Source organism: Agreia sp. Leaf335 (genome assembly GCF_001423605.1).
Classification (GTDB): Bacteria; Actinomycetota; Actinomycetes; order Actinomycetales; family Microbacteriaceae; genus Agreia.
In genome coordinates this window covers 316418-334984 of record NZ_LMOQ01000004.1, presented here as the reverse complement: position 1 = coordinate 334984, position 18567 = coordinate 316418, and the positions used below count along the sequence as shown (strand labels likewise).

Annotated in this window: 21 protein-coding genes; 6 read left to right on the top strand and 15 right to left on the bottom strand. The window is 66.3% G+C overall.

The features are described 5' to 3' along the window. Positions 1-97: 97 nt before the first annotated feature. From ASF79_RS16065 to ASF79_RS16055, 3 genes are all read left to right on the top strand, one after another. Entirely contained in the window at positions 98-403 is a 306-nt protein-coding gene (locus ASF79_RS16065; RefSeq protein ID WP_055782409.1) for an ArsR/SmtB family transcription factor, read from the top strand. A 4-nt stretch (positions 404-407) separates the two neighbouring features. Next, entirely contained in the window at positions 408-704 is a 297-nt protein-coding gene (locus ASF79_RS16060) for a hypothetical protein (protein ID WP_055856955.1), read from the top strand. Positions 705-803: 99 nt separating this feature from the next. Continuing rightward, positions 804-1418 (top strand): GyrI-like domain-containing protein, encoded by a 615-nt coding sequence (locus ASF79_RS16055; protein WP_055856953.1) that lies wholly within the window; start codon positions 804-806, stop codon positions 1416-1418. Here the strand turns inward: ASF79_RS16055 and ASF79_RS16050 are convergent. Further along, positions 1381-1902, bottom strand: coding sequence for a GNAT family N-acetyltransferase (locus ASF79_RS16050; protein ID WP_055856950.1), 522 nt, complete (start codon positions 1900-1902; stop codon positions 1381-1383). The genes ASF79_RS16055 and ASF79_RS16050 overlap by 38 nt on opposite strands. Positions 1903-1958: 56 nt before the next feature. On the opposite strand from ASF79_RS16050, the gene ASF79_RS16045 reads away from it, so the two are divergent. Then, the gene (locus tag ASF79_RS16045) at positions 1959-2558 is read left to right on the top strand and encodes a hypothetical protein (protein WP_055856947.1); all 600 of its coding nucleotides are present in this window, start codon (positions 1959-1961) and stop codon (positions 2556-2558) included. A 22-nt stretch (positions 2559-2580) separates the two neighbouring features. On the opposite strand, the gene ASF79_RS16040 is transcribed toward ASF79_RS16045, so the two are convergent. From ASF79_RS16040 to ASF79_RS16005, 8 genes are all read right to left on the bottom strand, one after another. Continuing rightward, positions 2581-3255 carry a response regulator gene (locus tag ASF79_RS16040; RefSeq protein WP_055856945.1) on the bottom strand — a complete coding sequence of 225 codons (675 nt, stop codon included), beginning with the start codon at positions 3253-3255 and terminating at the stop codon, positions 2581-2583. Continuing rightward, positions 3252-4520: a sensor histidine kinase gene (locus ASF79_RS16035; RefSeq protein WP_156366304.1), complete on the bottom strand. Its 1269-nt coding sequence runs from the start codon at positions 4518-4520 to the stop codon at positions 3252-3254. The genes ASF79_RS16040 and ASF79_RS16035 overlap by 4 nt, the downstream gene beginning before the upstream one ends. Before the next feature lie 16 nt (positions 4521-4536). Then, a complete protein-coding gene (locus ASF79_RS16030) occupies positions 4537-5679 on the bottom strand; it encodes an amidoligase family protein (RefSeq protein ID WP_055856941.1) in 1143 nt (380 codons plus the stop codon). Next, on the bottom strand, positions 5676-6389 hold the full coding sequence (locus tag ASF79_RS16025) for a hypothetical protein (RefSeq protein WP_055856937.1): 714 nt from the start codon (positions 6387-6389) through the stop codon (positions 5676-5678). Before ASF79_RS16025 ends, ASF79_RS16030 begins: the two co-directional genes overlap by 4 nt. A 308-nt stretch (positions 6390-6697) precedes the next feature. After that, on the bottom strand, positions 6698-7081 hold the full coding sequence (locus ASF79_RS16020; RefSeq protein WP_055856934.1) for a cupin domain-containing protein: 384 nt from the start codon (positions 7079-7081) through the stop codon (positions 6698-6700). A gap of 32 nt (positions 7082-7113) precedes the next feature. Next, positions 7114-9165, bottom strand: a complete 2052-nt coding sequence (locus ASF79_RS16015) for a cytochrome c oxidase assembly protein (RefSeq protein WP_235500796.1) — start codon at positions 9163-9165, stop codon at positions 7114-7116. A 129-nt stretch (positions 9166-9294) separates the two neighbouring features. Then, on the bottom strand, positions 9295-9921 hold the full coding sequence (locus ASF79_RS16010) for a hypothetical protein (RefSeq protein ID WP_055856931.1): 627 nt from the start codon (positions 9919-9921) through the stop codon (positions 9295-9297). Between the two features lie 64 nt (positions 9922-9985). Beyond that, positions 9986-10321 (bottom strand): winged helix-turn-helix transcriptional regulator, encoded by a 336-nt coding sequence (locus ASF79_RS16005; protein WP_055783160.1) that lies wholly within the window; start codon positions 10319-10321, stop codon positions 9986-9988. Positions 10322-10378: 57 nt separating this feature from the next. Here ASF79_RS16005 and ASF79_RS16000 point away from each other — a divergent pair, with 57 nt between their 5' ends. Then, positions 10379-11227, top strand: coding sequence for an SDR family oxidoreductase (locus ASF79_RS16000; RefSeq protein WP_055856928.1), 849 nt, complete (start codon positions 10379-10381; stop codon positions 11225-11227). Between the two features lie 80 nt (positions 11228-11307). On the opposite strand, the gene ASF79_RS15995 is transcribed toward ASF79_RS16000, so the two are convergent. Beyond that, positions 11308-11820, bottom strand: coding sequence for a hypothetical protein (locus ASF79_RS15995; RefSeq protein ID WP_082466404.1), 513 nt, complete (start codon positions 11818-11820; stop codon positions 11308-11310). A 97-nt stretch (positions 11821-11917) separates the two neighbouring features. Between ASF79_RS15995 and ASF79_RS15990 the strand changes: the two genes are divergently transcribed. Continuing rightward, positions 11918-12328 (top strand): DUF4259 domain-containing protein, encoded by a 411-nt coding sequence (locus tag ASF79_RS15990; protein ID WP_055856925.1) that lies wholly within the window; start codon positions 11918-11920, stop codon positions 12326-12328. Here ASF79_RS15990 and ASF79_RS15985 read toward each other — a convergent pair. From ASF79_RS15985 to ASF79_RS15965, 5 genes are all read right to left on the bottom strand, one after another. Then, a complete protein-coding gene (locus tag ASF79_RS15985) occupies positions 12276-13031 on the bottom strand; it encodes an alpha/beta hydrolase (RefSeq protein ID WP_055856922.1) in 756 nt (251 codons plus the stop codon). The genes ASF79_RS15990 and ASF79_RS15985 overlap by 53 nt on opposite strands. Positions 13032-13192: 161 nt before the next feature. Then, positions 13193-15298 carry a glycoside hydrolase family 2 protein gene (locus ASF79_RS15980; RefSeq protein WP_055856917.1) on the bottom strand — a complete coding sequence of 702 codons (2106 nt, stop codon included), beginning with the start codon at positions 15296-15298 and terminating at the stop codon, positions 13193-13195. A 7-nt stretch (positions 15299-15305) separates the two neighbouring features. Then, positions 15306-16220 (bottom strand): carbohydrate ABC transporter permease, encoded by a 915-nt coding sequence (locus tag ASF79_RS15975; protein ID WP_235500795.1) that lies wholly within the window; start codon positions 16218-16220, stop codon positions 15306-15308. Between the two features lie 4 nt (positions 16221-16224). Then, on the bottom strand, positions 16225-17094 hold the full coding sequence (locus ASF79_RS15970) for a carbohydrate ABC transporter permease (RefSeq protein WP_235500794.1): 870 nt from the start codon (positions 17092-17094) through the stop codon (positions 16225-16227). Between the two features lie 25 nt (positions 17095-17119). Next, positions 17120-18487 carry an ABC transporter substrate-binding protein gene (locus ASF79_RS15965; RefSeq protein ID WP_055856909.1) on the bottom strand — a complete coding sequence of 456 codons (1368 nt, stop codon included), beginning with the start codon at positions 18485-18487 and terminating at the stop codon, positions 17120-17122. Positions 18488-18567 lie beyond the last annotated feature (80 nt).

The following is an 18567-nucleotide window of genomic DNA, read 5'->3' as shown; positions in this document are numbered from 1 at the left end:
CGCGCCCGATAACGACCCATCACCTCATCTACATGACCATCATTATCGATTGCATAAATACATTGTCATTTGTTTATACGTGTGGTGGACTCGAGTCATGGCAGCAGAAGCAGGACTCGAAGCCACCGCGGCACTCTTCAAGGTGCTGGGGTCGGAGTCTCGGCTGATCCTGCTGAGGCTTCTGTCGAGCAAGCCGGCGACGGTCGGCGAGCTCACGGGTCTCAGCGGAATGTCGCAGCCGCTCGTATCGCAGCACCTCAAGACGCTGCGTCAGGCGGGCATCATCACCGTCTCTCGCATAGGCCGCGAGGCCGAGTACCAGCTCGCCGACCACCACATCGCGCACGTCGTAGACGACGCGATCGCACACGTCACCGAAGACACACCCGAAGAGAAAGAGTAAACACATGAGCACCACTGAGATCCACGCCGAGCACACCGTCGTCGAGCACTCCCACGGAGCGGACTGCGGCCACGAGGCCGTCGCGCACGAGGGTCACACCGACTACGTGCACGGCACCCACCACCACGCGCTGCACGATGACCACTACGACGAGCACGAGAGCGTCGCCGAGCACACCGTCGACGAGCACGCCCACGGAGCGGACTGCGGCCACGAGGCTGTCGAGCACGGCGACCACACCGACTACAACCACGACGGTCACAAGCACGCCGCGCACGGCGAGCACTACGACGAGCACTGATCTCGCTCAGCACGTCACGACGAAGGCCCGGGTCAATGACCCGGGCCTTCGTCGTTCTCTCCGTGGCGGCCACAGCCCAAGGCCGTTAGTCTGCGGATCATGCAGAAGTACGACGTCAAGAAAGAGCATTTAACGCTCTACTCCCCGTCGTCCACGACGTTCACCGACGTGGTCGTGCCGCCAATGAACTACCTCGCCGTCGACGGCGAGGGTGACCCGAACACAGCCCCCGCCTATGCCGCGGCCATCGAGGCACTGTTCTCGACCTCGTACACGATCAAATTCGCCAGCAAAGCTCAGGGGCGCGACTTCGTGGTGGGCCCGCTCGAAGCGCTCTGGACCGCCGATGACGCCGGCGCCTTCGTGTTACGCGCCAAAGACTCGTGGCGGTGGACGGCGCTGATCAATCAGCCCGAGTGGATCACGGAGGACGACGTTGCGACCGCCCTCTCGACGGTCGCCGCGAAGAAGCAGAACCCAGCCCGGACGCTGGCGCGACTGATCACGCTCGACGAGGGGCGCAGCATCCAGATTCTGCACGTGGGGTCGTATGACGACGAGGGGCCGACGCTCGCTCGACTTCACGACGAGTATCTGCCGCAGAACGGGCTGACGTTCAACGGGCTGCACCACGAGGTCTATCTGAGCGACGCCCGCAGAACGGCGCCGCAGAAACTCAAGACGGTTCTGCGTCAGCCTGTGCGCCCGTATTGATCCAGAAGCGCATCTCGCCCTCGCTATTGAGACTGTCTTCGACGCCGCCGTTGCGCCGGACCACCGCGATCGAGGCAGCGTTCTCGGGCGCGACGGTGAGCAACGCCCGCTCGATGCCCAGGTCGGCGCACTTCACGAGAGCCTCCCGCAGCATCCGGGTGGCGTGGCCTTGACGTTGCCAGGGATACACGACGTGGTAGCCGATGTGCCCGCCTCCTTCATCGTCGGTGAGTTCGTGTCTGATCACGAGCGAACCGATGTAGTACTCGCCCGCGGCAAACCAGAAGAGCTCAGACGCGACGCCCCAACGATCCCGCACACCCACTCTCTCGGCGACGAACGCGTCGAAGTCGAGGCTCGCGGCCTTCAGCCACGACGCATCCGACCCCCGATGTCGCATGTCGGCCTGTTCGCCGACGAGATACGACGTCTTCAGCGCGGTCGACGGCGCGGTCAGTCGAGGCGGCTCGGGGAGTTCGATCATGGGATGAAGGCTACGCCCCGCGACGCTGGGGCAGGGCACGGTGTTATCGTGCCCGCATGGATGATCTGCCGGAACGCCAGCGCGTGCGTCGCGACCTCGAGAAGGCCGACAGGGGTGCGCTCATCGGGTCGATCGTCTCCGGCGTCTTCGGCGTGGCATGGGCTTTCTGGGGGTCGTCGGGACTGCCACACGTCGCAGCCCTCTGCACACAGCTCGGTGCGACGCTGCTCGGCCTCATCATCGTCATCGCGGCCCTGAAACGACAGGCAGGGATCCCCCGAAGCGACGCCTCCCGCAACCGCACCCTGTTCTCGTCTCGCGCCTACATCGTCATCGTCGTGGCCGAGGTGCTGGCGATCGTCGGAGGGAACGTGATTCTCACCGCCACAGGGCTGGATCAGATCAGAATCGCCCTCGTCTCGGCGGTCGTCGGGCTCCACTTCGTCGTGTTCGGCCGACTCTTCTGGTCGGGCTTCTACTGGCTCGGCGCAGCAATGCTCGCATCGGCAGCGGTCGGCACTGCGGTGGGGGCGATCGCCGACGACGCGAACCTCATCCTCGTCATCGTCGGGTTCGGCTCAGCGGTGAGCCTGTTCGTGGCGGCAACACCGGCGCTCCTGCGCAGGGTTCCCGCCGACGAGAGGGCGCGACCGTAGCCGCCAGGCATCCGACCCGCGTCTAGGCCCCCGGCGTCATGAACCCGCACTCGTAGGCGAAGACCGCCGCCTGCACCCGCGTGCGCGTGCCGGTCTTCGCGAGCACGCTCGAGATATGCGACTTGATCGTGGGCACGCTCACCCAGAGCTCGGCGGCGATGTCGACATTGCTGAGTCCGCGTGCCACCGCCTGCAACACCACGCGCTCACGCTCGCTCAGCTGATCGAGCAACGCGAGCTGCTCGGGATCGGGCGCGCGAGTCGCCTCAGGCCGAGCGGGTGCGACGGTCTGTTCGATCAGGGCCCGGGTCATGGCAGGGTCGATCAGCGAGTCTCCACGAGCCGCCGACCGCACAGCCGCCGCGAGCAGATCGGGCCCGGAGTCTTTCAGCAAGAAGCCCGAGGCGCCCGCCGCGATGCCATCGAAGAGGTACTCGTCGTCGTCGAAGGTCGTGATCAGCACGACCGCGCACTCGAGCTCGGCCAGGATGCGCCGGGTCGCCGAGATGCCGTCGAGTCGCGGCATCCGAATGTCGGTGACGACCACATCGGGGCGTAGAGCGAGTGCGTCGCGTACCGCGTCTTCGCCATCCGCACTCTGGCCCGCCACGTCGATGTCGAGCTCGGCGTCGAGCATGGCGGCGATGCCCGCTCGGGCGATCGGCTGGTCGTCGACGACGAGCACGCGGACGGTCATGGGGTCTTCTCTCGTCGAGCGGGGGCAGCTGAACGGGGGATCTCGGCGGTCACTGCCCAGCCGCCAGCGTCGGCTCCAGAGGAGACCCTACCTCCGAGGTGCGTGAGGCGATCCTCCAGAGAGGCCAGCCCGGATCCGCCCTTCGGCATATCGGGGAACCGCTCCCTAGCGGGCCCCGGGTCACTCACTCGCACCGTCCACACGAGCGGTTGCTCGGCGACGACGACCCGCAGCCAGCGTGACGCGGAGTGCAGCATCGTGTTGGTCACCGACTCTTGCACCACCCGGATGATCGCCACCGCGTGCGCTGGCGGAACATCGCCGCCGAGCTGCACACTGCTGTCTACTCGGTAGCCGATCGATCGGACCCGCTCGAAAAGTGCCTCGAGTTCGTCGGCGAGGGGCAACGGAGCATCCGTATCGCGCACCGGCGTCGATTTGAGAACGCGCACCACGGTCCGGATGCGTGCGAGAACGTCCTGGCCGCCCTCGGCGATGTCCTTCACAGCCTGGGTGAGTTGCTCGGGCTGTGTGTCGGCGACTCTCATGGCCGCCTGCGCGCGGATGACGAGGGCGGCAACGTGGTGGGCGACTTCGTCATGCATGTCGCGGGCGATTCGCGTGCGCTCCTGCTCGGCGATACGGGCGATCTCTACGGCCCGAAGCTGGGTGAGTTCCAGGTTTCTCAAGGCCAGCTCGGCGGCGACTCGTCGCTGTCGACGCAGCATCAGGGCGAAAATGACCACCAAGACGCAGGCGACCAGTTCCGCCAGCAGAACCGACCTGTCTTGCCCGCTGTCGAGCAGGAGGGCCTGATCCAGCGGTTGGTTCTCGAGAAGAACGCCGACGATGTCTCGCCACGGCAAGATCGTGATCAGGGCGAGGGTGCCGAGGGTGGCGACCGGTGCGATCACGGGGCCATCGTCCGAGATCATCATGAATGCGACGATCGCGAGGGGCACGAGGGCCTGCGGCGCTCCCACGTACAGACCGTAGAGCTCCACCGGCAGAGGAACCAGGGTCGTGTACGCCGTGAACGAGGTGACGAGCACCAGGGTCTCCACTGGCCAACGCCGCGTGGTCGCAGCGCCGGCGACCGCGACTACCCCGAGGTAGACATAGCCCGGAAGCCCTTGCGGGTACCACTCGAAGCGCAGTGCGACCGCCAGCGCGACGAGATACGCGGCCCCCGCAGCACCGATGACGACGAGGCGTCGTCGCTCGGATGCGGCGAAGAACGCGCGAAGCCGCCCGGTCGTAAACACGCCGCTCACGCTACCGTCACCGTCTCGTCGACCTCTCGTTCGTGGGGATGATTCCCACGAGGGCGGCGAGCTCGGCGGCTTGGCCGGCGGGGTCCGCCCCTGTCGGTTGGGGAAACGGACGAGGGTCGAGGCACCGCACGAGCAGCGCCTCGACGAACGCGGCTCGGTGAACGATGTCGGCCGCGTGCAGCGAGCCGGGCAGGATGCGCACTTCCACCGTGTCGCGCTGGGGCGCGTCGGTGAGCAGCGCGGTGAGGTTGACGTCGAAGTACTTGGTCAGGCCGGTGGCCTTGGCGGCCGTCTGCAGACCGCCCCAGTGTTCGGCCTCGGCGAGGCCGACGGCATCCGGTTGATCGACGAGATCGACCAGCGCCGGTGGCAACGGTTGCAGCCGAGTGCACGCCGGATTGGTTCCGAGCGCCGCGCGCAGCGCTTCTCGCCAGTGCCCGAAAAGTCGCACCAGGTTCGAGAACGCCGCCACCGAGCGGTACGGAGCCCCGTCGAAGTGCAGATGCACCGCCGCTTCGACCGGCACCGTGAACCCGAGCTCACGAGCCGGCCGAAGCAGCGTCTCGAGAGTGGCCTCGTGATCGCGGCTCAAGGGCGTCGTGACGATCTCGCACGGGCGCTCCCGCCCTCGTGCCAGCGACGTGGCCATCGCGATGCTCGCTCCCGCACGATCGCGCAATCGGCGCACGGTGTCGATCGTCTCGACCCGGGTGCCGAAGAGAACGCCCACATCGTCGAGCACCCTCGTGAAAGGCGTATCCGGATGCGTGTGGTCTGCGACGAGACGCAGCAAGCGCCCGTCGTCGGAGAGGATGCGATACGAGTCTTCGTCGGCCCCCGCCCGCGAGCCGGGGGCCTGGTACCCGGTGGCCCGCGGCACGTCGAGCCTCAGGTCGGCGACGATCGTGATGTCGTCGACGAGCGAGGCGAGAGGCGCTCCCTGCCCATCGTGCACCGTGAACCCGGGGGTCAGGTGCCAGAAGTGCCCCATTCCCGGCACGAGCGACGGCTCAGAGTCAGTGTGAAAGAACCGCTCGACCTGCCCACCCCGATCCCGGGCGATGCGCTCCGCGAGAGTGCCTCGATGGGCTCCCGCCGGGGCGAGGAGCTCGATCTCGAAGCCGATGCGCTCGTTGAGAAGAGTCGTCACAGAGGAAGTTCGTGTTCCGCGAGCAGCTCCGCTCCGGCGCGCAGGATCGCACTGTGCGTATCGGTCTGCCACAGGCCGGCGAGCTTGACCGCATCGTCGTCTGTGTATCCGCTCAGGCCGAACACGCGAACCTTATCGTCATCGGAGAAGACTGCCGGCGGGGCGGGCAGCGATTGATGTGCGAGAAGGAGAGAGCCCATCTTGGCTTTCGCGCTGTCGAGATCTGTCGAACCCCAGACCGCGGCTACCCGCGCGATGCCATGGAAGTCCACAGTCGTCAGCTGCAGCGCGAGGCGCTCCTGGTCGGGCGTATAGGCGACGGTCGTCGCCTGCCCCGCGGCGAAGGGCAGGGGAATGCCGGCCGCAATCTTGGCGCCGGCCTTGCCTTCGGCCCACTCGACACCGGTTCCCCATATCACCGCCAGGTTGAGGGCCTCTTCGGCATAGGGTGATGCCGCGAAGGCAGCCCGATCTGCATCGGTGAAGGTCGCCTTGGCCGCCGAGTGCGACATCGAGTCCGACTCCGACGCGTCGGCGGCTGCCGGTGTAGCGACCGATGAACTGCTCGGCACTGCGAGGGCGCCCATGGCGCCGAGCCCGATGATCGAACCAGTCACGGCACACGCCACCGCGACCGTTGCTCCGACCCTGCGGAAGGCCGATCCTGTGCTGCGGCCGCTCGAGCCGAGGCTGTCCTGTGAGTGATCCATGTCGTTCTCCTTGCGTTGGGCCGGCGGGGTGAGACGGAGCACGTCTTGTGCCGACAGAGCTAGACGCTACGAGCCGCCCAACACCGGCGACAAGGCTTACAGCCGCCGTTCGTTCGCACGTCTTCCAGTCTTATCCCCACGAACGACCAAACCCGCCTACAAGCTCATCCGAAGGGATGAATTACGGTGCCGAGTTGCCAGTTCGGGCCACCTGGAGTGCGCGTGTTGGCAGTTCGCGTCAACCGAACTGGCAACTCGCGAAGCGACCGGCACTACCGGCACTACCGGCGCGACGAGCTCCGCCCGCGTCAGCTGAACGACCCCAGCTGCTGCTCGATCGGCACAGATCTCTCGGATGCGACGTCGCCCGTGTGCGCGGTGGTCACCGTTTCGATGAGTACGATCTCGACCTCGCTCTCGGCCACGGGGTTGTGCCGCACCCCACGGGGCACGACGTAGAACTGGCCCGGGTCGAGCACGACCTCGTCGCCGCCCTCCAACTGGATGCGAAGACGCCCCGAGACCACGAGAAACATCTCGTCCTCCTGGTCGTGCGCGTGCCACACCAGCTCGCCGAGCAGCTTCGCGACCTTGATGTACTGGTCGTTCACTCGACCCACGACCCGAGGCGTCCAGTGCTTGTCGACCTGCTGCAGTTCGGCGGCGACATCGATCCCGAAAACGTTCGTCATGCATCCAGTCTCGACGATGCCAGGCGATCCTTCTACGCGTCTCCGCTTCGGCGATCGCGGTCGCCGATCTTCAGCAGCCGCTCGTTGTAGGCGCGCAGCTCGGCGTCGCCGTCGCGGTCTGCCGTGCGGTCGGTGCGCTTCGCCGTGCGCTCGTCTGACACCACCCACTGCCGCACCACCATCAGGGCGACCAGCACGACCGGAAGCTCACCCGCGCCCCACGCGATCGCGCCGCCCACCTGCTGATCGGCGAGCAGCGCCGCCGTGTCGGTGTAGCCGAGGGCGTGCCACCAGTCGATGGCGAGCACGTTCGTGGCCGACATGATGGCGAGGCCGAAGAAGGCGTGGAACGCCAGCGTCGCGAGCAGCAGGATGAGCCGCAGCGGGTAGCTCGGCCGGCCCGGTCCGGGGTCGACTCCGATGAGCACCCAGAAGAACAGGTAGCCGCTGGCGAGAAAGTGCAGACACATGAGGATGTGCCCCTGGTGGGTCTGCAGCGAGTACTGGAACCAGTCGGTGTAGTAGAACGCCACCAGGCTGCCGGCGAAGATCACTCCCGCGACGGCCGGGTACGAGAGCACCTTGAGATAGCGCGAGTGCACCATGATCAGAATCCACTCGCGCGGCCCGCGGCTGCCGTCGTGCCGCTTCGGCAGAACCCGCAGGGCGAGCAAGATCGGTCCACCGAGAACGAGCAGCGGCGGAACGAACATCATGAGTCCCATGTGCTGGATCATGTGCGTGCTGAAGTGAACGGCGCCGTAGACCCCGGGGCCGCCGCTGGTCGTATAGATCAGCCCGACGCATCCGGCCACCCAGCTGACCGTGCGCATCACGGGCCACGCGTCGCCCCGCCGACGCAGCCGAACGACTGCGGCGATGTACAGCCCGGCCAGAACGACGCCGGCCGAGAGGAACAGCCAGTCGACGTGCACCGAGGTGAGCATGCGCCAGGTGTCGACGGGCTCGGGAAATGGGAAGCCGAGCAGCCCGCGGCGGGTGTCGCCGGCGCCGACGGGCTCCTGCGACACGGGTGGCTGACTGCGAGACAAGGCGACCGAGACACCCATGGCCACGGCCATCAGCACGATCTCGGCGACCGCGAGGCGGGCGAACAACGAGGGACGATCGGGGTGCCGCACGAGCTGCGGAATGACCCGCCGTCGGTGCCAGATTCCGGCGAGTCCGAGAAGAACGAGGATCACGATCTTGATGAGAATGAGCAGGCCGTAGCCGCCCAGCAGATCTGCGGGTGACGAGAGGCGCAGCATCGCGTTGATTGTGCCCGACACCGCGACGGCCACGAATGCCCACCCGGCCAGCAGCGAGTAGCGAGCCACGACGACGGGCAGGCTCGACCCCAACCGTCGCCGCAGCAGAATGAGGGCCGTGAGTCCCCCCGCCCAGACGGTGACTCCGATGAGGTGGATCGCCAGGCTGTTGACCGCGTTGGCGTGCTCGTCTGATCCGGCGGCGTGGCCCGACAGCGACAGGGGCAGCAACGACAGGATGCTCATGACCGTCGCGAAGGCAACCCACGACACGCGCCGGGTCAGCAAGAGTGTCACGAAGGCGATCAGGATGCAGACGATCGACACGAGCAGCGACTGACCGAGTTCGAGTTCGGTCGCGAAGAAGATGAACTGGGTCGTGAACACCGACGACGAGACCGGGCCCATGGCGTTCGACGCGGTGAGAAAGAGGCCCACGATCGCTGCTGCGGCCCACACGGCGGCCGATCGGGCGGCCCAGCGCGCGGCAGTCCACTGCGTGTAGCTCACGACGCCGGGCACCTTCTTCTGCCCGGGTAACGCCACCGACGCCAGCACGAGAAGCCCGATCGTCACGGCGGCGGCGGCGTCGTGCACCACTCGGGCGATGGGCAGGCCTCGGGTCGTCAGCACCCCGGGGTCCATGAGGATGTTCGTGAACGCGCCGGTGTAGACCATGCCGGCGAGCGCGAGGGCGACACTGCCCGGCACGCACAGCAGCAGCACGATCTCGATCCAGCCGATGTGGGCGAGCGACACGGTGCGTGTCGTCATCTCGCCTCGTGTGGTGTCGACGTCTGTCTGTTGGGTCACGACGGATGCTCCTGGTTGCGCGGCCGGACGGAAGGCTGAGAGCCGCGCGTTCGCGCGTGCCCGGCTGCAGATGATCTGCGGAATCGAGGGGGACGACTCCCGCCGAGGCGCGCGTCGCAGAGAGCGGCGCTAGACCAGGGAGGAGACGGCGGAGAGCGCACCGACCGGCGGACCGCGGTGCCTCAGCGCCGAGAGCACGACCCCGAGGTCGTCGCGCAGGGTGCGAACGGATGCCGGCACGGCCGCGAGCGCGGCGCCGGTCGTGCGCACGGGCACACCGACGAGCGTGCCGATCAGAACCACGAAGAGACGACGGGATGCCGTGGCCAGCACCCGCCAGACGGCGCGTTCGCCGCGCCAGAGGAAGGCGATGGTGAGCACGGCGGCGACCGCGTGCCAGACCCACATCGACGCGTCGCCGTGAGTCATCTGCGTGCCGGTGCCCGCCGCACCCGTCGTCACCGAGACCACGCCGTGGTGGCCGGCCTGGTGGAATGTCGAGGTCGTCGAGGCTCCGACAGAGAACAACAGGTGGAAGGCGAACTGGCTCGCGATGACCGACGCGGTCATGCGAACCACGTTCAGACGCCTGCCCACCATCGCGATGCTCGCCAGAGTGGCGAACGTTAGAGCAAGCCCCAGGCCGACGCCGCCGGGAGCAGAACCGCCGGCGATCGCGTGCGAGAACATGGCCACGAAGACGGAGAAGGCGGCGACGAGGAACCCGCGCGCGACTCGCGCCCACCTCGAACTCATCACGCGTCTCCGACCATCAGTGAGTCCAGACTATCCCGCGAGGCGGCGGGGCCTGCCGAAAGAGCTACTCCGCGTCTTCGAGCTCGGGCACGGTCAATGCCCAGGCATTCATCGACTCCAACACCGGGCCGAGTTGCAGGCCGAGCGGCGTCAGCTCGTACACGACGCGCGGCGGGATCTCGGGGTACGAGGTGCGGGTGACCAGCCCGTTCTCTTCGAAGCGCCTCAGCCGGTTCGTGAGGGTGTGGGCGCTGATTCCGACGAGACCGTCTTTCAGCTCGCCGAACCGAGCAGGGCCGTGAAGCAGGTTGCGTACGATCAGCGTCGCCCACGGGCCATCGAGCAGAGTGAGAAAGCGCGCGATGCCGCATTCAGGCCACGGCTCGTTCGAGAAGGTCATGACCAAAACCCTATAGTGCATTTGACGTAACTGGTGCATCGTATGCACTAATGAGGTATGACAACAATTATCCACGGCGCCACCGGCGCCCAGGGCGCCCCTGTGGTCGCCGCCCTCCTTGCCCGAGGCCAGTCCCCCATCGCTGCCGTTCGCACTCCCGCCTCGTATAGCGGCCCCGCCGAAGCGATCGCCGTCGACCTGTCGTCGGTCGACTCGCTTGCCGAGGCTTACACGGGAGCAGACGCGATCTTCGCCCACCTTCCGATCGGTCCGATGGAGCTGCAGCGCCAGCACGCCGAGACCATCGTCGAAGCCGTTCGTCGAGCACGCCCCGCTCGCGTCGTCGTCTCGACGAGCGGATATCCCTTCGGTGCCCCGGCCGGCGAGGAGACCCCCATCGACACACTCGTCAACGGCCTGCGCACCACGGGCGTCTCGGTGGCGATCGTCGCCCCGAAGCTGTACCTCGAGAACCTCTTGCTGCCCGTCGTGACCGCGGGCATCGAGGCAGAGGCAATTCTCCGCTACCCGATCCGTGACGACTACCGCGTGTCGTGGAGCTCGCATCTCGATGTCGCCGACGTCGTGGCGCGTCTGATCGCCGACCCCGAGGTGACGGGCGTGATCGAGGTCGGGGCTCTGCCCGGGCTCCTCGGTAACGACCTCGCGGCCGGCTTCTCGGAGCACTCCGGCAAGACCGTCACTTTCGAAGCACAGTCGCCCGACGACTTCCTCCGCGCGATAATTCCGCTCTTCGGCGAAGCGTCCGCTACGCCGGTCGTCGATTCGTACCGGTGGCGTGCGACCCAGCCCGAGGAGCTCATCTCGAGCGAGACGAGCGCGCAGTCGCTGCTGAACCTGCAGCCCCGTAGTGTCGCGGCCTGGTTGAAAGACATCTCGGCCTGATGCCGAGCCCGGCCCGGATGCCGTCACGATGCATCCGGGCCGAGCCCCACGGCCGGGCCCCACAGCTCGGCCCGGCGACCCTACGAACTGAGCGTGACCTTGATGAGCGCGATGCCCACGCCGACGACCGCGAGCCCAACGCCCGCGACGAATGTACGGAACGACGCGGGTTCGCTGCGAATCGAGGCCACGACCGGGCCGATCAGCGCGAGACGCACGATGAGGTAGGCCATGGCGGCGATCTGAGCCAGCAGGCCTGGCACGTCGGTCGCCCACGCGAGCGCCAACGCCGCGACGGGCACGAAACCCGAGGTGAGCACGGGCAGGGAGTCGCGCAGCTCGGCGCGGATGATCGCCGGAGTCAGCGGCTCGTCACTGCGTGCGCGACGCCCGATGGATTCGGCGAAGGTGTGCACGAGGAACGTCGAGAACGAGGTCGCCAGCACGTACCAGAAGCCCAGCCCGCTGTTCGCGCTGGCGGTCGTGAGCGCGGCGACCGTCGCCAGCGTCACGACGTTGCCGTAGACGTAGGCGGTGATGCGGCTCGATGCGTCCTCGCGGGACAGGGGCGATCTCGTCGCGGTCGGCTTCATGGGTCTCACCGTAGCAACCACTAGTCGATCGTCTGATGAAAGGTCGCTGAGCAGGTCGCCTATGTCCTCACCGCGACGACTGTTCTATCGTGGAGCCATGGGCACCTGGAGCGGACAACCTTTCGGAAGCGACTCGGCGAGCGACTGGGCGTACGACCTGGCCGAAGCGCCTGACTGGTCGATCGTGCGCGAGGCGCTGACGACGGTCGCAGGCGAGACCGAGGTCGACTCAGACGACGCGGTCATCGCGATCGCGGCAGCCGAGGTGGTCGCGCACGGCCTCGACCGACCGACGCAGACGGATGCTTACACCGAGTCCGTAGCGTCGTTCGCGCAGCGAGCCGGTCGCCCCGATGCCGACCTCGTGGCTCTGGCACTCGACGCGCTGACCGCCGCCACGTCTCCCGACAGCGAGCTGACCGAGCTGTGGGAAGACGAGGACCCCGAGGAGTGGGTCACGGCAAACGCGACGTTGAAGCAGGCCCTCGCTTCGGCCGGGCCTGCCTGACCAGCTCGTCGACCACGAGCTCCGGTCGAGTGATGAACGGGTGATGCCCGGTCTGCACCTCGACCGAACGGGTGGCGCGCGCCGCGTGGAACCTCTGCAGATCGAGTGAGGTGCTGCGATCGTGCGTGCACACGAGGTACGTCGAGTCGACTCCCTGCCATCCGACCGCGGTCGTCGGAGTCACGAACGCGCTCGCATCCTGAGCCGTGACGCGCTGCCACGCTTCGAGCTGGGTCGCCGCATCGGCATCCTGCAGGAACCGCGCCCCGAACGACGCGACGTCGTAGCCCGAGACACCGAGCGTGCCATCGCCGTTGTCGGCGATCGACACCGGGTCGGGCTCGCCACTCATGATCGCGCCCTGCGCCTGGCCGATGTCGGGTAGATACGACGAGATATAGAACAGGCCCTTCACGGCGGGGTGCGCTCCGGCCTCGGCGATGACCGTTCCGCCATAGGAGTGACCGACCACGATCACCTCGTCGCTGTTGTCGAGTTCGCGGCGCAGCGCCGCGGCGTCCGCGACGAGCCCGCCCGCGGCATCCGAATCGCTCTCGCCTTCGCCCGCGGCACGCTCGCCGCACGACGGCAGCGCCACGGCGCGACTCCGGATGCCCGTGCGCCGCTCGAGCAGGTCGGCTGCGGGCCGCCACCACCAGGCTCCGTCACGAACGAGCGCGCCGTGCACGAAGAGCAGTTGCATGGTGGAGTCCTTTCGAGAGCAGTGATGACTCAGACACTAGGGCTCGACGTACTCGGCACGCCCGGCCAGCGTCGAGGTTCGCTCTCGGCGCTCGTCGGGATGCGCGATTTGGAACCCCAAGAGTGGCGCGCGCCGCGTTGGCAGGAGACGCGCGCCACAGCTTAGATGTCGCCGAGACGTGCTCCTCGACGATTCGGCAGTTCGACCGGTGCAGCGTCGACAAAGCTGCGTGCGAGCACAGCGCCGTCAGCATCGACGAAGTGCAGAGCCAGCCGGGCCGCAGCGGTCGGCGGTTCGATGGTGATTACGATCGGTGACCCCAACTCGAAGGGCTCCACCGGCGGAACATCGACCGTGGTGGTCGCCACGAGAGCATCGGGCAGTGGCGACCCAGCGGCGATCCATTCGGCTGAGAGCCGACCGCCCACCGGATGCCGACCGTGATGCGACACGTGCAGCACCAGATCGAAAGGCTCGGTGGGTACCTCGATATCCGCACCCGCAGCTCGGGGAACGAGGTCGATCACGAGCACGGTGTCGGCGTTGACATCGGCGGGTTGCAGTCCGCCCCAGTCCTTTCGCCGACGCGCGGCGTCGAGCAGGCCCGCGTTCTCGTGCTCGACGTCGGCGAGCTCGGTGTAGACGTAGCCCGAGTAACGCGCGTGACGGCGCAATTCCTGGGTCTGCCAGCGCAGGTGCCAGGCTCGTTCGAGGCTTGTGTAGCCCTCGCCGTACTCGCTGTTGAGAAGCGGCACTCCCGTGCGAGGAAAGTCGGCTGAGCCGTAGAGGCTCTTGTCGACCACGAAGTCGGGCCCGAGCTTCACCGGGAACGTCTCCCGCTCACCCGAGGCCAGGTCGCGAACACTTGCGGCCCAGATTGCCGGGTTCGGCTCGTAGTAGTGCCAGTCGACGATGTCGCTCTTCACATGCGCCCATCCGGAGTTCTCGACCAGGGGCCGCGTGTGGTCGATGCTCGCCATTCTGTCGTAGGCGTGCACGGCCGCGTCGGCGCGTCGGCGACTGCCCGGGATGTCCCAGTCGAGTCCCCATTCCTCGTTGTAGAGGCCCCATACGACGATCGACGGATGATTGCCGTCGCGTGCCACCATCGGCTCGAGTTGATCTTCGAACAGAGCTGCGGCCTCTGGGCTGAACCGGCTCGGCGCGGCCGGTTCCGCCCAGACCAGCATGCCGATCTCATCGGCGCGGTGGAGCCATCGCGGCTCTTCGAGTTTGAGGTGTTTGCGCACCATTGTGTAGCCGAGCTCTCGGGCCAGGTACAGGTCATCGACGAGGGCCTCGTCGCTCGGTGCGGTCAGGCCGGTGTCGGGCCAATAGCCCTGATCGAGCACACCGCGCAAGAACAGGCGCTCGCCATTGAGATACAGCAGCCCGTCGCGCGATTCGATTGAGCGCAGGCCGGTGGTCGCGACGACTCGGTCGGCCGCAGCATCCTCGCCGACGCTGACCTCGACCCGATAGAGGTGCGGGTCGACCGGCGACCACAGGCGAGGCTCGAGCAACTCGATGCGGCCCGTCGCCGTCCCTTCCGCATTGCCGGTCAACTCCAGCACGATCGGTTCGCCAGCCCGGGCACCCAACAGCTGGATGCGAACGGGCGCGTCTCGAGGCGCATCACCAGCCAGCTCGACGGCGACGTCGATCCCTGTGAGGCTGTCACCGCGTAGCGTCACCGATTGCGCGTAGGTGCGGCCGCGCGCCTCGATCCACACGCTCTGCCAGATTCCCGACGTGGGCGTGAATGACACCCCGTCGTAGTCATCCCGAGGAATAGACCGCTGCTTGCCGTGCACGATCGACCGTTTGTCTGCCGGTGATTCGACCGCCACCTCGACGGTGAAGTCTGATCCCGCGTGCACGTGCGAGGTCACATCGAACTCGAACGAGGTGTACCCGCCCACATGCTCGCCGACGATGACACCATCGATCGAGACCGCCGCCCGGTGGTGCACCGCTCCGAAGCAGAGCACGACGCGCGAGCCGGCCCACGACGACGGCAACGACACGATTCTTTTGTAGGTGGCGGACTCGAGCCAGGTGCGCTGGACTCCCGACGCGGGCGTCTCCCAGGCAAAGGGAACGGTGATCCGGGTCGAGCCATCGATGCTAGAAAAGTCCCACAACCCGTTGAGGCTGAGCCACCGCTCCGACCGGTCGAGGTCGGGTCGCGGGTATTCGGATTTCGGGGTCACCGAGGCCCTCTCGTCATTGGGAGACGAGGGTGCGATGTCTGTGGTGAGTGTCATGTGTGGTTCAGCCCTTCACGCTTCCAGCGAGGATTCCGTTGATGAAATGACGCTGCAAGGCGATGAAGAGCACAAGCAGCGGAATGAGTGCGATAGAGCTCGCGGCGAGAAGCTCGCCGGTCACCGTCGCGTAGTCGGCACCGATCCGGTTGCCGGTGATGTTCTGAGAGAGGGTCGAGAGTACGACCTGCAGCGTCGCCATGCGCTCCGACGAGGCGATCACAACCGGCCACACGAAGTCGTTGTAGATGTTCATCACGGTCAGCACCGCGAGTCCAGCGAGTCCGGGGCGAATGACCGGCAGCACGATTCGCCAGAAGATGCCGAATTCGCTGCAGCCGTCGACCCGCGCGGCGTCGAGCAGTTCGTCGGGCACCGCGCTGATCACCTGCCGCATCCAGAAGATCGCAAAGGCGTCGACCGCTCCCGGCAGAATGAGCGCCTGATAGGTGTTCACCCACCCCAGCTCCTTCATTTCGAGCAGCAGGGGAATGATCAACACGATCGTGGGCAGCATCAGGCTGATCAGCACTGCGCCGAAGATCACGTTCTTGCCGATGAAGGTGTACTTCGCGAACGCGAATGCGGCCAGGGGCGCGAAGAACACGGTGATCGCGCCCTTGAACACGAGCACGATCGCCGTGTTCATGAATCCGGATGCGATGGGCACGTCTTGGAACATCGCGACATAGTTGTCGAGCGTGAACGTCGACGGGTCGAACGCGAGCGGCGAACGGATGATGTCGTTCGCCGGCTTGAACGCCGACAGCAGCGCCCATGCCACGGGTGAAAGGAATGCGACCGTGAGCAGCACCAGAAAGAGCTGCGAGCCGATGGCGGGTCGGCTCCGACGTGTGGTGCGCGTCGCGCCGGTCGCGGCTTCGGCATTCGCCATCGGCGCTCGCCGGGTGAGTAAGGTCATGCGTTCAGTCCTTCGCTCGAAGCAGTCGCACGAACACAAGCGACAGGGCCATCACGATGATCACGAGCAGGAACGAGTTCGCTGCTCCCGTGCCGAGATCTGCACGCGTGATGTGGTTGTAGAGGTAGTAGCCCGCGGTGGTGGTCGAGTTGTACGGTCCGCCCTGGGTCACTACGAACGGTTCCGCGAACATCTGGAACACGGCCAGCGTCTGCAGGATCACGGCGAACATCAGGGTGCGACGCAGCAGGGGCACCGTGATGCTCCACAGAGTGCGCAGGCGGCTCGACCCGTCGAGTGAGGCGGCCTCGTACACTGCCGAGTCGATCGATTGCAGCCCCGACAACAGGATGATGATGATGAACCCCGTCGTCTTCCAGAGAAAGAGCAGGGCCAGCGTCGGTTTCGCCCATTCACTTGTACTGAGCCAGCCGACATCCGGCAGCCCCACCAACCCGAGGAGACCGTTCACGGCGCCGTAGTTCGTGTCGAACACCACCACCCAGATCTGTGCCACGGCGACCAGCGGAGTGACGAACGGAACGATGAACGCCACCCGGTAGAACCCGCGCAGGCGCAGCTTGGCGTTGTCGAGGAGCACGGCGGCGATCAACGCGATCACCAATTGCGCCGGGATGATCAACAACCAGAGGACACCGGAATTGGCGAGCGAGTTCCAGAACCCCGGGCTCGTGAGCAAGTAGGTGTAGTTGTCCCATCCGACCCACTCCGCCGCGCCCGTGCCTCTCCAATTGGTGAAGCTCAGGCGGGCGGTGAAGATGAGCGGGTAGACACTGAAGGCGATGAATACCGCTACGAACGGCAGCACGAACAGGTAGGGAGCCAGTTTTCGCCGGGCTCGCGCGGCAGTCATCGTCGTCATCGTGTGCCGTGCGCCCTTACTGCCGGTCGATCAGATTGGACTGGATGTCATCGGTGGCCTGCTTGAGCACCTCGTCGGGAGTCAGATCACCGTCGAGCATGCGCTGCAGGTCTGTGCCGAGGTAGTCGACCGCGCCTCCCCACCACGACGGTGTCGGAACGCTCGCGGGGATCTCCGTGCTGGCCTTGGTGGCGACCGCCCACAGATCCTGATCACCGAGGGCGGGAACAGGCTCGAACAGGGGAGCCTTCGGGTCGGCGGCCGGAAGGTAGCTCGGAATCGAGGTGTTGAGGCCGGTCGGGTAGACATCGCTCGCGCCCCAGACGGCGCTGTAACCCGCCTCGTCGAACATCAGGAAGCTGTAGAACAGGGCCGCGAGCTCGGAGTTCTTTCCGTCACGCGGGATGGCGAACGACGAGCCGCCCATCGCTCCGCTGCGTGCTCCGCCGTCTTCCCATGCAGGAAGGGGCATGGCCCGCCAGTCGCCCTTCGTCTGGGTGAGCAGTTGCTGCGGCGCGAAGTCGAACCAGATGGCCCAGGGATAGAAGACCTGGTTGCCGTTCTCGAGTTCGGCGATATCGGTCGGGCTCAAGTATTCGGCGCGTGTGCCGAGGCCCTCTTTTTGCACCGTGTCGAGATAGGTCAGAATCTGCTTGTATTCGGGGCTGTCCAGTCTGAGCTGACCATCGGCATCCGCGATGCTTGTTCCGAGCTGGCTGGCATACATCTCGAGCTGCAGCTGGCTCAGGAACCCGGCCTGCTCGAGGTGGATCGGTGCCGCCGATGGCACGGCCTCCTTGTAGGCGCGAGAGGCCTCCAGCAGTTCGTCATACGTCGTGATCTTCGTGGCGTCGATGCCTGCGGCCTCGAGTGCCGCGGCGTTGTAGTAGAGCAGACCGGGGTTGGAGTCGAACGGCACCCCGTAGATGCCCCCGCCCACCGAATTCACGTCGAGCTTCTGAGGTGCGATCTGCTTGGAGTAGGGCGCGAGAACGTCGGTGAGATCCAAGAGGTAGTCGGAGAAACCGGCGATCTTCGCGTCGTCGAGGAATACGCCATCTGGAACGTCCGTACCCGTGATGAGCGTGTTCTGAAGTTTCGCGTCGATGTCGACGGCCTCGTGATGAACCACGACATCGGGGTACTTCTTGTTGAAATCGGCGATGGCTTCATCGAACACCCCATAGAGGTCGCCCGACCTGTCCCAGATGGTGATCTCGCCGGACGGTGATTTTTCGGCAGGGAGCTGAAGCAGGTTGCTGTCGGCATTCGTCGAGGATGCGGATCCGATGTCGGGTCCGCACGCCGTGAGCCCGAGGGCGACCGCGGCCGCAAGCCCGAGCGCGATGGCTCGAGTTGCCGATCTGGGTAGGTGCTGGTGCAAGAGACACTCCTTTGTGACTGTGTGGCGATGCGTTTGCCAACGTGTGCAAAAGCATATCCCGCGTTTGCTCACGATGCAAA